Here is a 12,144-nt window from a genome sequence, read left to right as displayed (position 1 = left end):
TTGCTTAATGACACACAGGCCGTCTGAAAGAAACATTTCAGACGGCCTGTTTTTATCAACCTCTGCTGCAAAGCATCGACACTTTCTGCAAAAAATGCTTACTCATCACCCACCAAACCGCATTCAGACGGCCTTTCCACGCAAACACCGATGCCAAATAAAAATAAGCAATGCCCGCCCACGCACAAACACGCATTCAAGCTTGCACGCGGGCGCAAACCGCCGTATAATCCGCGCTTTCGCAATCCACCGCGAAACATGCCATCCGGAGAGGTGGATGAGTGGTTGAAGTCGCACGCCTGGAAAGCGTGTATACGTTTATAGCGTATCGAGGGTTCGAATCCCTTCCTCTCCGCCAGTTTTTTAAAAGAAAAATCCCTTGATTATCAAGGGATTTTTCTTTTTCATTCCGCTTAAATGCCCAAAGCTCTGCTAAAAATGGCACAGCAAACCATTTTTCAGAACATATAGCCCGAAGCCCGTCATAAACGCACACAATCGGGCGCATACATTCTCTTGCACACGCTTGCCAAAGCCGCCTTCAGCCACTAAAGTGAGGCCGTCTGAAACCCTTGCACAGAAAGCCTGCCATGTTGTTTGTTTTATCGCCCGCCAAAAACCTCAACGAACGCACCCCCGCGCCCACCGCGCAACACACCCAGCCCGCTCTTTTAGGCGAAGCCGAAAAGCTGATGGCTCAATTGCGGCCGCTGGCGCCGCAGGATTTGGCCGCGCTGATGCATGTTTCCGATAAAATCGCCTTGCTCAATGCCGAGCGCAACGCCGCTTGGCACACGCCTTTCACGCTCGAAAATGCCAAACAGGCGGTATATTTGTTTAACGGCGATGTGTATGAAGGGCTCGATGCCGAGAGCCTGCCCGAAGCCGCCATCGATTATCTGCAACAACACCTGCGCCTGCTCTCCGGCCTCTACGGCTTGCTGCGCCCGCTCGATTTGATGCAGCCCTACCGCCTGGAAATGGGCACGCCGTTTGCCAATTCGCGCGGCAAAAACCTTTATGCTTTTTGGGGCAGCATCATTGCCGACACGCTCAATCAAACTTTGGCCGCAAACGGCGGCAACACGTTGATCAATCTGGCCTCACATGAATATTTCAAAGCCGTTGATGCCCGCCGCCTTAATGCCCGCGTGATCACGCCGATATTTAAAGACGAAAAAAACGGCCAATACAAAATCATCAGCTTCTACGCCAAAAAAGCCCGCGGCCTGATGGTGCGCTATGCCGCCGAGCATCAGATTGCCGAGCCAGAAGCACTCAAGCATTTCGACTACGCAGGCTATGCCTTCAATGCCGCCGCTTCGTCTGAAAACGAATGGGTGTTTCTGCGCGCGCAAACCGCCACATAAAACGATTGCAATAAAAACAAAAAGCTAATCCCATCAGGCACCAAAATGCTTGGCAAAACGGGCAAACTGAGATAATATGCCCGACTTCAAGCAACGGAAGCGTGGCAGAGCGGTTTAATGCAACGGTCTTGAAAACCGTCGAGGGTGTGAGCCCTCCGTGAGTTCGAATCTCACCGCTTCCGCCAGCCTTGAAACAGTTTTACATTTGGAGGTTTGGCAGAGCGGTTTAATGCAACGGTCTTGAAAACCGTCGAGGGTTGATAGCCCTCCGTGAGTTCGAATCTCACAGCCTCCGCCAAAATGCAAAACCCGCTGATTAATCAGCGGGTTATTTTTTCTATAATACTGTTTAAATCATGCGCAGGTCGGATACAAATATCCGAGCGATAAATTTCGCGGCCGTCTGAAAATATTTTCAGACGGCCTGTTTTACTGCATGATGACGACTTATTCGGCTTGCCGGTGCATTTTATCTAAAGCCTGCTCAAATCGCCGCCAGCTCGGCACGCATCTGCCGAATCACCGCTTCATAATCGGGCTGGCCGAAAATGGCGGAGCCGGCCACAAAAGTGTCGGCACCGGCTGCCGCCACCGCCGCAATATTGTCCACCTTAATGCCGCCATCCACTTCCAGCGCCACATGGCGGCCGCTCTCGCCCTCATACATATCGAGCAAATCGCGAACCTGGCGGATTTTCACCAGCGTTTGCGGAATAAAGCTTTGGCCGCCGAAGCCGGGGTTCACCGACATCAACAACACCATATCCAGCCTGTCGAGCACGTTTTCCAATACATAAACCGGCGTGGCCGGATTGAGCACCAAGCCTGCCTGGCAGCCCAAATCTTTAATCAAACTCAGGCTGCGGTCGACATGGCGGCTGGCTTCGGGGTGGAAAGTGATGATGTCGGCACCGGCCTTGGCAAACGACTGAATCAAATCATCCACCGGCTCCACCATCAAATGCACATCCACCGGCACCGCGGCATAAGGCTTGAGCGCCGCACACACCATCGGGCCGAAAGTGAGGTTGGGCACATAATGATTATCCATCACATCAAAATGAATCAAGTCGGCACCCGCCTCCACCACCCGGCTCACTTCCTCGCCCAAGCGGGCAAAATCGGCCGATAAAATGCTGGGTGCAATGCGAAATAATGTGCTCATCTTTTTTATTTTCTCCGTTTTCAGACGGCCGCCTGCTTTGCCCGAACAAGCTAGGGCATTGATAACAAAGCGGCAATTTAATTAGACAAAAAAGCATTTTTTAAACGATAATGCCGTTTTTACGCAAGTTTACCGCCATTATACCGTGTTTCACACGTGTATCGGCTACATTTCTGACCCATGAAACCTCAGGGAAACAATGTGTTTAATCTCTTGCCCCCCCCGGCGCTGATGGCGCTGGCCCTTGCCGGCATTTTGCTGGGCGGCGTTGCTCAGGCACAAGCCGCGCAAATGGCGGTGCAGCTTGACGATTTCCAGCCCAATTGCGACATCCGCCAGCTCTCGCTCAGCCCCGAGCAGCGCAATCAGCTGCGCAGCATCCGCACCGAGCATAAAAAAGCGCTCGACCAAGCCAACCGCAAAAACGACCGCATCAATCGCAACCGCCAACGCAACCTGATGCGCATTTTGGCGGCCGATGATTTCAACGAATCGTTTGCGCGCGGCTATGTGGGCGAGCGCTACGCACCCAGTATGGATTTTGCCGTAGACGAATTAAAAATCCAGCACCGCTTTTTTCAGCTGCTCACACCCGACCAGCGCCGTTTATGGCTGAATGCCTGCCTGAAATAAACAAACCTTGCCATAAAAAATCAAGGCCGTCTGAAACCCATTTCGTTTCAGACGGCCTTATAGATACGGCAACTAATTATTGAATATTCACATCCTCTTGCCCGCAGCAGAAACCTGTTCCCTCTCCCGTGGGAGAGGGCTAGGGCGTCCTGACAATTACTTGTCATAAAGGCAGCCATAGCATAATACAAGCTAAAGCAACTACGCTTTCATAATGCCTTTTCAAACGATCGTAACGGGTGGCAACCGCACGAAAATGTTTCAATTTTTCAAAGGCATTCTCTACCAAATGCCTCGCTTTATACAAATACCAATCCATACACACATTCAGACGCTCCCTGTCTTTTTTATAAGGAATATTCGGCCTGATGCCCATATCGGCAAGCAACTGCCTGAAAGCGTCAGAGTCATAACCTTTGTCGGCAGTCAGCACTTCGGTTGAGGATAAATCTACGCTATCCAGCAATTCCGGTGCCGCAGTAATGTCATTAACCGTTCCCGATGTGACCTTGAAACCTACAGGGTTTCCACAGGCATCGACAGCCAAATGAATTTTAGTGCTATTGCCACCACGGCTGTGGCCGACAGCGGCTGCCTCTCCAACAGTTGCCGCTGCATGTTGGTGGACTTTGACATAGCTGCCGTCAATAAATACCCATTCCATATCGGGGAATTCGGTCAAGGCATTGAGTATGCTTTGAAAAATCCCTTTCTCCGACCATCTATGGAAGAGGCGCAACAGGGAATTGCCTTTACCGAAAAACGGCGGGATGTCTTCCCACGGTATGCCGGTTCTGATGCGGTAAAGTATGCCTTCTATTTTGAGGCGCAGATTTTTCTTGTGGTAAACGCCTAAATCGAGCAGAATGTTTAACAGCTTTGACCAGTATTCATCTTTGAGTAGTGTTCGAGGCATGGCAGATAAGTATGTTTTGCTTGGCGACAAAAATTTTAACTTATCTGCCTTTCTTTTATCTGATTATTTTTATGACAAGTAATTGTCAGGACGCCCTAGGGAGAGGGCAACAAGCCAAAGGCTTGTTTGCCGGCATCTGAAAATGTTCAATATTTAATTGCCGAATCAATAGTTGATTTATGGATAGAAACAGCACGCTTTCCACAAGCCGGGTTTTATCCGCATTTATCTTTTCAGACGGCCTGTTTCCCTACCCGCAGCACCTGCGCCAACGTTTGCCAGCCGCGCCCGTTCACGGTAAAATTACGGATTCCAACCGAGGCAAACATCATGACCAAGTTTATCTTCGTAACCGGCGGCGTTGTATCTTCATTAGGTAAAGGTATCGCCGCCGCTTCTATGGCGACCATACTCGAATCAAGAGGCTTGAACGTTACCATGCTCAAGCTCGATCCCTATATCAATGTCGACCCCGGCACCATGAGCCCGTTTCAGCACGGCGAAGTGTTTGTCACCGAAGACGGCGCCGAAACTGACCTCGATCTCGGCCACTACGAGCGCTTTATCAATTCCACCATGCTCAAGCGCAACAACTTCACCTCAGGCCAAGTATACGAAGCCGTGATTGCCAAAGAGCGCCGCGGCGATTATCTGGGCGGCACCGTGCAGGTGATTCCGCACATCACCGATGAAATCAAGCGCAAAGTGCACGAAGGCGCGGCCGGCCATGATGTGGCCATCGTGGAAATCGGCGGCACCGTGGGCGACATCGAATCGCTGCCTTTTCTCGAAGCCATCCGCCAAATGCGCAGCCAGCTCGGCCGCAGCAATACTTTATTTGTGCATTTGAGCTATGTGCCCTATATCGCCGCTGCCGGTGAAATCAAAACCAAGCCCACCCAGCACTCGGTGAAAGAATTGCGCGAAATCGGCATTCAGCCCGATGTGTTGATCTGCCGCATGGATCGCCTGCTGCCCGAAGATGAAAAGCGCAAAATCGCCCTTTTCTGCAACGTGGAAGAGCGCGCCGTAATCGGCTGCTACGATTCCGACAGCATCTATAAAATCCCCCAAATGCTGCATGAGCAAGGCATCGACAACATTATCTGCGAGCAATTGCAGCTCAACATCCAGCAAGCCGACCTCACCGAGTGGAAAAAAATCGTTTATGCGATTGAAAACCCGAAACACACGGTGAAAATCGCCATGGTGGGCAAATATGTCGACCTCACCGAATCGTATAAATCACTCACCGAAGCCTTGAAACACGCCGGCATCCACACCGACACCGACGTGCAGATCACCTATGTCGACAGCGAAGCCATCGAAAAAGAAGGCATCGAAAGCCTGGCAGACAAAGACGCCATTCTGGTGCCCGGCGGCTTCGGCGTGCGCGGTGTGGAAGGCAAAATCGCCGCTGTGAAATATGCGCGCGAAAATAACATTCCCTATCTGGGCATCTGCTTGGGCATGCAAATCGCCCTGATTGAATATGCGCGCGATGTGGCCGGCCTGAAAAATGCCAATTCCACCGAATTCGACCTCAAAACGCCTTATCCCGTGGTCGGCCTGATTGATGAATGGCAAACGGCCGACGGCAGTGTGGAAATCCGCGATGCCGGCGCCGATTTGGGCGGCACCATGCGCCTGGGCGCGCAAGAAGTGGAATTGAAAGCCGGCAGCCTGGCCGCCAAAATCTACGGCAGCAACGAAATCAAAGAGCGCCACCGCCATCGCTACGAAGTGAACAACCATTTCCTGCCCGAGCTGGAGCAGGCAGGCTTGGTGATCGGCGGCGTGTCGGCCGGCCGCGAGCGGTTGGTGGAAACCATCGAGCTGCCGCAGCACCCGTGGTTTTTCGCCTGCCAGTTTCACCCCGAATTCACTTCAACGCCGCGCAAAGGCCATCCGCTGTTTACCGCTTATATCAAAGCTGCGTTGGCGAATAAAAAAGCCTGAGCCAAGGCCGTCTGAAAGCATACAGCCCGTTGCAATGCAGCGGGCTTTTTTATGCCCTATATAGCGGAATACATAAAAAAAGTGATACGGCGGATAGCTTGGGTTGCAAACCCAACAAATCCACAGGCCGTCTGAAACCTTGGATTTATCAACCCAGCCTACGCCATTACAGAAAGCGGTTTTGTGTCATTTTTTCTTGCATTTCACTTTAAGCCATGCATTTCCAACAATCCGCCCACACCGCCGCTTTCAGACGGCCTCTGATTTTTTATACCCGTTTTACAACACCATGGCCGCAACGGATGACAACATTCTTGCCACGGGGTAACATAAGCCTTTCCCCAACATCACCATCCCACCATGACCGCAATCGCCCCACCCAATGTGCTGGCCTCTGTTGATTTAGGCTCCAACAGCTTCCGTTTGCAAGTGTGTGAAAACATCAACGGCCAGCTCAAAATCATCGATTCTTTCAAACAAATGGTGCGCTTTGCCGCCGGCCTTGATGAACACAAAAACCTTGATCAGGCTTCGCAAGAGCGCGCGCTCAACTGCCTGGAAAAATTCGGCGAGCGGCTGCGCAAATTTCCGCCCGAGCAAGTGCGCGTGGTGGCCACCAACACCTTCCGCGTGGCGAAAAACATCAACGAATTCATCCCCAAAGCCGAAGCAGCGCTGGGCTTTCCCATCGAAGTGATCGCCGGGCGCGAAGAAGCGCGCCTGATTTACACCGGCGTGGTACACACGCTGCCGCCCAACGGCGACAAAATGCTGGTAATCGATATCGGCGGCGGTTCCACCGAATTTGTGATCGGCTCCGATTTGCAGCCCACCGACACCGAAAGCCTACCCTTGGGCTGCGTGACCTACAGCATGCGCTTTTTCCAGGGCAAAATAGGCCAAAAAGATTTTCAGGCCGCCACCACCGCCGCGCGCAACGAAATCCAGCGCATCAGCAAATTATTGAAACGCACCGGCTGGGATTTTGCCGTGGGCACCTCCGGCTCGGCCAAATCCATCCGCGATGTGATTGCCGCCGAATATGGTGATGACGAAGAAATCACCTATGCCGGCATGCAGAAAATCGCCGCACGCATTATTGAAGCGGGCGGCACCAAAAAAGCGCGCTTCGAAGGGCTCAAGCCCGACCGCATCGAGGTGTTTGCCGGCGGGCTGGCGGTGATGATGGCCGCATTTGAAGAGCTGGACATCAAAAAAATGATGGTTACCGATGCCGCTTTGCGCGATGGCGTGTTTTACGATTTTATCGGCCGCCAGCTCAATGAAGACATGCGCGACCAAACCACCGCGCAATTTCAGCAACGCTATCATGTCAGCCTCAACCAGGCCCGCCGCGTGGCCGACACCGCCCGCCAATTTATGGAAAGCATCTGCCTGGCGCACAACACACCGGTGCAGGAATTGGCTTATTGGCAGCAATATGTGAATTGGGCGGGGCTTTTGCACGAAATCGGCGTGGATATCGCCCACACCAGCTACCACAAGCATTCAGCCTATATTCTCGAAAATGCCGACATGCCGGGCTTTTCGCGCAAAGAGCAAACCATTTTGTCGCAGCTCGTGCTCGGCCATCGCGGCGATGTGCGCAAAATGAGCGAAATCATCGGCAATAATCAAATGATGTGGTTTGCCGTTTTATCGCTGCGCCTGGCCGCCCTTTTCTGCCGCGCGCGCCTGCCGGTCACGCTGCCGCCCTTCACCCGCCTGCGCCTCGAGCCGGGCAACAAAGGCTTTTCTTTGTGCATCAGCCAAAGCTGGCTCGATGAGCACCCCTTGGTGGCCGGCGCGCTCGAATACGAAAGCGAGCAATGGCAGAAAATCAATATGCCTTTTACCGTGGTGCCGCAATAAAATGATTTTCAAAGAGGCCGTCTGAAAAGGTTTCAGACGGCCTGTGTTTGTTTCCGCCCACATCAGCGATATTTTTCATGAACCAACCTGCCTCCGCCCATCCCGTTATCGAGCCTTTGCATGCCGGTGATTATGCCGCCCCGCGCAGCGACACCAGCAAAGTGCCCAAACAGGCCGTGCACCAAACGGTGTACACCGCCGACCACTATACCGAAGCCGATTATCTGTCCGCAGAAAACGGCATGCTCTATAACGCGGCCGATGGTGCAAACACGCCGCTTTCTCCGGCGCTGCTGCCGCGGCCTGAGGGTGAAAAAATCAACTGGCTGCATTTTGTCGGCATCAACGATGCCGATTTGCTCAAGGCCGCGCTTTCGCCCTATCACATTCACGAATTGGTGCTGGAAGATATTCTGAGCCGCAAACAGCGCCCGAAAATCGAAGATTACGACAGCTATCTTTTTATCGCCGCCCGCGTTTACCAATATGTTGACAACAAATTGCAGGCCGATCAGGTGTATTTGATTGTGGGCAGCAATTTCGTGCTCACTTTTCAGCAGCGGCCTTTGGGGCTTTTCAGCAAAATACGCGCCCACATGCGCCATGAGCGCTATGATGTGCGCAGCCAAGATGCCGCTTTTCTCGCTTATCGGATTGTCGACCGTTTGGTAGACGATTATTTCCTCACCCTCGACCAATACAACAACCGCGTAGAATTTATCGACAAAACGCTGTTTGCCGACAGCGCCGACAATAGCGACCTGCTCGGCCGCATCCACCGCCTCAAACGCGACGGCGTGCGCCTGCGCCGTACATTGCAGCCATTGCGCGATGTGCTCTCACAGCTGGTGCGCGGTGAATTCACCACGTTTCACGGCAAATCGCACGTTTATCTGCGCGACACCTACGACCACACCATGCAGCTGCTCGAATCGCTCGATGCCTCACGCGATATGGTGGTGAGCATGATGGATATTCATTTATCGTTTCAATCCAACCGCCTCAACCAGCAAATGCGCCGGCTCACCGCCATCACCATTCTGTTTATGCCGCTCACCGTCATCACCGGCATTTACGGCATGAATTTCGACTATATGCCCGAATTGCACTGGCATTACGGCTATTTCATGGTGCTCGGCCTGATGGCGCTGATTATCATCAGCCTGTTGTTGGCGTTTAACCGGCGCAAATGGCTTTAAGCGCCGCCATTTATCCATGCTTTCAGACGGCCTCCAAATTGAGGCCGTCTGAAAGCCCACCCGTCCATTTTTATAACAAGCGATTATGAACAATCTCAACAACCCCACACTCACCGATGCGCTGCCGCAACACGAATTGCAGATGTCGGTATTAATGACGCCCGACATGGCCAATTTCAGCGGCAATGTGCACGGCGGCGATTTATTGAAGCTGCTCGACCAAGTGGCCTATGCCTGCGCCAGCCGCTACAGCGGCCATTATGCCGTTACTCTCTCGGTGGACCAGGTGATTTTCAAAGAGCCGATACACGTTGGTGAATTGGTGACTTTTCTGGCCAGCATCAACCATGTCGGCCGCACCTCGATGGAAGTGGGCATACGCGTGGAAGCGCAAAACATCCGCCAACGCAGCGTGCGCCACACCAACAGCTGCTATTTCACCATGGTGGCGATAGACAACGGCAAACCCGCCGCCGTGCCGCCGCTGCCGCTCAACACCGACATGCAGCGCTGCCGCTTTGCCGCCGCAGAGCAGCGCAAAGCCCAACGCCTGCAAGCCGTGCACACACACCGCTGTGAAGCAGACGATAATAGTCAGAACTAGCGCCGGAAAAACGTTCAGTGCGTAGCGTGTGTGGCGCAAGCCACGCACGCGGTTTAAACGGTTTCTGCGTGTATGGCTTGCTACATACCACTTTTCATTCCATTATATATAGCGCCGGAAAAGCCTTCAGACGGCATCCGGCCGCACAGGCCGTCTGAACGCCTGCCGCAAAAATGCTACAATAACCCTCTTTTTTCCCATAAGGCTTGCCCATGTTTACCGGCATCGTACAAGGCATCGGTCGCATCAGCGCCGTGCATGCCCCCGCGCCCGATTTCCGCACCCACATCGTTGAATTGCCCGAAGCCATGGCGCATCAACTGCAAATCGGCGCATCGGTTTCCAACAACGGCTGCTGCCTCACCATCACCCGCATCAACGGGCGCGAAGTGGCTTTCGACCTGATGGCCGAAACGCTGGCCAAAACCAACCTCGGCGCCTTGCAGGCGGGCGACGAAGTCAACCTCGAGCGTGCCGCCCGCTTCGGCGACGAAATCGGCGGCCACCTGATGAGCGGCCACATCATCGCCACCACCACCATCACCCGCATTGATGAAAGCGCACACAACCGCACGCTTTGGTTTGCCCTGCCCGAAGCGCTCAAACCCTATATCCTCACCAAAGGCTTTGTCGGCCTAGATGGTTGCAGCCTCACCATCGGCGAAGTGAGCGCGAATGAATTCAATGTGCACCTGATTCCCGAAACCCTCGAGCGCACCTTGTTTGGCACACGTAAAGCCGGCGACATCATCAATATCGAAATCGACCCGCAAACCCAAGCCGTGGTCGACACCGTGGCGCGCGTGCTCTCGCAGCAGGCTTCCGCATAAAGCATAGCCGAAAGGCCGTCTGAAAAAGCTTTCAGACGGCCTTATAACCAAACCATCTTTGCATACAACCAAGCATTCTTTCCCTTTTTCAGACGGCATCGATAAAGTAGCGTATCTCATTTATTTCAGGATACCGCCATGCCTGCCCACCGCCTGCACCCCATCGCCGCCCTCGGCATCGCCGCCGCCCTAGCCGCCTGCTCGCCGCAAACCGATAAACATGCCGCCGCCTCTGCCGCCACGCCCGCCACAAACGGGCAAACCGTGAAGCTGCTCAATGTATCTTACGATGTGGCACGCGATTTCTATAAAGATTACAACCCCTTGTTTGAAAAAGAATATGCCGCCAAACATCCCGGCAGCAGCATTGAAATCCAGCAATCCCACGGCGGCTCCAGCAAGCAGGCGCTGGCCGTGGCCAACGGCTTGCAGGCCGATGTGGTCACCATGAACCAGCTCTCCGACATCGAATTGCTGGCCGATAAAGGCTTGGTGGCACAAAACTGGGCCGAACGCCTGCCCGATCACGCCGTGCCCTTCACCAGCACCACCGTGTTTCTCGTGCGCAAAGGCAACCCCCAGCAAGTGCGCGACTGGGCAGATCTCACCAAAGAAAACCTGAAAATCGTGATTGCCAACCCGAAAACCACCGGCAACGGCCGCTATGCCTTTCTCGGCGCCTACGGCTACGCGCTCAAAGCCAATAATGGCGATGAAACACGCGCCAACGATTTCACCCGCAAGCTTCTGGCTAACGTGCCCGTGTATGAAAACGGCGGCCGTGCCGCCACCACCACCTTCACCCAGCGCAACATCGGCGATGTGTTGATCACCTTTGAAAACGAAGCCAACTACGTCAGCCGCGTGCTCTCGCCCGACCAATTCGAAATTGTGTATCCCGGCTACACCATCTTGTCGGAAAGCCCCGTTGCCGTGGTGGATAGCGTGGTGGAGAAAAAAGCCACCCGCGAAGCAGCCACCGAATATCTCGAATATTTATGGAGCGAGCCCGCGCAAGAATTAGCCGCCAAGCTTTATCTGCGCCCGCGCAATGCCGAAGTGCTCGCCGCACACGCCGCCGATTTCCCTAAAATCGACACCTTCCGCCCCAACGATATTTTCGGCAGCTGGCCGGAAATCATGAAGAAATACTTCGCCGACGGCGGCCTGGTAGACCAGCTCTCACCCAAAAAATAACCGTGCATCCATAACAAAGGCCGTCTGAAAAGTTTTCAGACGGCCTTTGTTATGGATAATTGAATCAAGCCCGCACCGCATTTTTAGCACCACATCTTTAAAAAAAAAGTATCCCGCCACGGTAGTAGAGGATGGTGTTATCAATCTTGCTTATATCCTGCCATCAGGCCGTCTGAAACCCCAATCGGGTTTCAGACGGCCTTTTCTAAGCATGAAATCATGGAAAACGGCAATTTCAAATCCATAAAATGCTTAATGACTGTTTTATACCAATTCAAAAAAGTAAGCTAACAAGGCGGCGAGCCGCAGACAGTACAACTAGTACGGCAAGGCGAGACAACGAAGTTAGGTTATTTTTTTGGATTGGTATTACTCATCTGCCGTACTTTCCCATGCTTT

Annotated in this window: 10 protein-coding genes and 3 tRNA genes; 11 read left to right on the top strand and 2 right to left on the bottom strand. The window is 53.2% G+C overall.

The genetic code is table 11. The features are described 5' to 3' along the window. The first annotated feature begins 267 nt into the window (after positions 1-267). The 4 genes from LVJ78_RS06400 to LVJ78_RS06385 all read left to right on the top strand — a co-directional run bounded on the left by LVJ78_RS06400 (position 268) and on the right by LVJ78_RS06385 (position 1,668). A tRNA-Ser gene (locus LVJ78_RS06400) sits at positions 268-358 on the top strand. Positions 359-590: 232 nt separating this feature from the next. Then, entirely contained in the window at positions 591-1,370 is a 780-nt protein-coding gene (yaaA, locus tag LVJ78_RS06395) for a peroxide stress protein YaaA (protein ID WP_132954835.1), read from the top strand. A gap of 95 nt (positions 1,371-1,465) precedes the next feature. Then, a tRNA-Ser gene (locus LVJ78_RS06390) sits at positions 1,466-1,555 on the top strand. 22 nt (positions 1,556-1,577) lie between these two features. Next, positions 1,578-1,668, top strand: a tRNA-Ser gene (locus LVJ78_RS06385). 186 nt (positions 1,669-1,854) lie between these two features. On the opposite strand, the gene rpe is transcribed toward LVJ78_RS06385, so the two are convergent. After that, positions 1,855-2,535 (bottom strand): ribulose-phosphate 3-epimerase, encoded by a 681-nt coding sequence (gene rpe, locus LVJ78_RS06380; RefSeq protein WP_132954834.1) that lies wholly within the window; start codon positions 2,533-2,535, stop codon positions 1,855-1,857. Positions 2,536-2,736: 201 nt separating this feature from the next. Between rpe and LVJ78_RS06375 the strand changes: the two genes are divergently transcribed. Continuing rightward, a complete protein-coding gene (locus LVJ78_RS06375) occupies positions 2,737-3,168 on the top strand; it encodes a Spy/CpxP family protein refolding chaperone (protein ID WP_243650401.1) in 432 nt (143 codons plus the stop codon). 163 nt (positions 3,169-3,331) lie between these two features. On the opposite strand, the gene LVJ78_RS06370 is transcribed toward LVJ78_RS06375, so the two are convergent. After that, a complete protein-coding gene (locus tag LVJ78_RS06370; RefSeq protein ID WP_244802559.1) occupies positions 3,332-4,084 on the bottom strand; it encodes an IS5 family transposase in 753 nt (250 codons plus the stop codon). A gap of 330 nt (positions 4,085-4,414) precedes the next feature. Here LVJ78_RS06370 and LVJ78_RS06365 point away from each other — a divergent pair, with 330 nt between their 5' ends. From LVJ78_RS06365 to LVJ78_RS06340, 6 genes are all read left to right on the top strand, one after another. Beyond that, positions 4,415-6,043 carry a CTP synthase gene (locus tag LVJ78_RS06365; RefSeq protein WP_132954375.1) on the top strand — a complete coding sequence of 543 codons (1,629 nt, stop codon included), beginning with the start codon at positions 4,415-4,417 and terminating at the stop codon, positions 6,041-6,043. A 360-nt stretch (positions 6,044-6,403) separates the two neighbouring features. Then, positions 6,404-7,915 carry an exopolyphosphatase gene (gene ppx, locus LVJ78_RS06360; RefSeq protein ID WP_132954376.1) on the top strand — a complete coding sequence of 504 codons (1,512 nt, stop codon included), beginning with the start codon at positions 6,404-6,406 and terminating at the stop codon, positions 7,913-7,915. Between the two features lie 77 nt (positions 7,916-7,992). Next, positions 7,993-9,114 (top strand): magnesium/cobalt transporter CorA, encoded by a 1,122-nt coding sequence (gene corA, locus LVJ78_RS06355; RefSeq protein WP_132954377.1) that lies wholly within the window; start codon positions 7,993-7,995, stop codon positions 9,112-9,114. Positions 9,115-9,199: 85 nt separating this feature from the next. Further along, positions 9,200-9,718: an acyl-CoA thioesterase gene (locus LVJ78_RS06350; protein WP_132954378.1), complete on the top strand. Its 519-nt coding sequence runs from the start codon at positions 9,200-9,202 to the stop codon at positions 9,716-9,718. A gap of 212 nt (positions 9,719-9,930) precedes the next feature. Continuing rightward, positions 9,931-10,548: a riboflavin synthase subunit alpha gene (locus LVJ78_RS06345; RefSeq protein ID WP_132954379.1), complete on the top strand. Its 618-nt coding sequence runs from the start codon at positions 9,931-9,933 to the stop codon at positions 10,546-10,548. A 138-nt stretch (positions 10,549-10,686) separates the two neighbouring features. Next, positions 10,687-11,745 (top strand): sulfate ABC transporter substrate-binding protein, encoded by a 1,059-nt coding sequence (locus tag LVJ78_RS06340; protein WP_132954380.1) that lies wholly within the window; start codon positions 10,687-10,689, stop codon positions 11,743-11,745. Positions 11,746-12,144: the final 399 nt, after the last annotated feature.

This window comes from Uruburuella suis, assembly GCF_022870845.1.
Lineage (GTDB): Bacteria > Pseudomonadota > Gammaproteobacteria > Burkholderiales > Neisseriaceae > Neisseria > Neisseria suis.
This window is presented reverse-complemented; position numbering and strand designations above follow the sequence as displayed.

Bases quoted from the DNA above. Each gene is read 5' to 3' on its own strand.
- yaaA (WP_132954835.1), top strand. From the start codon at position 591: ATGTTGTTTGTTTTATCGCCCGCCAAAAACCTCAACGAACGCACCCCC.
- rpe (WP_132954834.1), bottom strand. From the start codon at position 2,535: ATGAGCACATTATTTCGCATTGCACCCAGCATTTTATCGGCCGATTTT.
- LVJ78_RS06370 (WP_244802559.1), bottom strand. From the start codon at position 4,084: ATGCCTCGAACACTACTCAAAGATGAATACTGGTCAAAGCTGTTAAAC.
- LVJ78_RS06365 (WP_132954375.1), top strand. From the start codon at position 4,415: ATGACCAAGTTTATCTTCGTAACCGGCGGCGTTGTATCTTCATTAGGT.
- ppx (WP_132954376.1), top strand. From the start codon at position 6,404: ATGACCGCAATCGCCCCACCCAATGTGCTGGCCTCTGTTGATTTAGGC.
- corA (WP_132954377.1), top strand. From the start codon at position 7,993: ATGAACCAACCTGCCTCCGCCCATCCCGTTATCGAGCCTTTGCATGCC.
- LVJ78_RS06350 (WP_132954378.1), top strand. From the start codon at position 9,200: ATGAACAATCTCAACAACCCCACACTCACCGATGCGCTGCCGCAACAC.
- LVJ78_RS06345 (WP_132954379.1), top strand. From the start codon at position 9,931: ATGTTTACCGGCATCGTACAAGGCATCGGTCGCATCAGCGCCGTGCAT.
- LVJ78_RS06340 (WP_132954380.1), top strand. From the start codon at position 10,687: ATGCCTGCCCACCGCCTGCACCCCATCGCCGCCCTCGGCATCGCCGCC.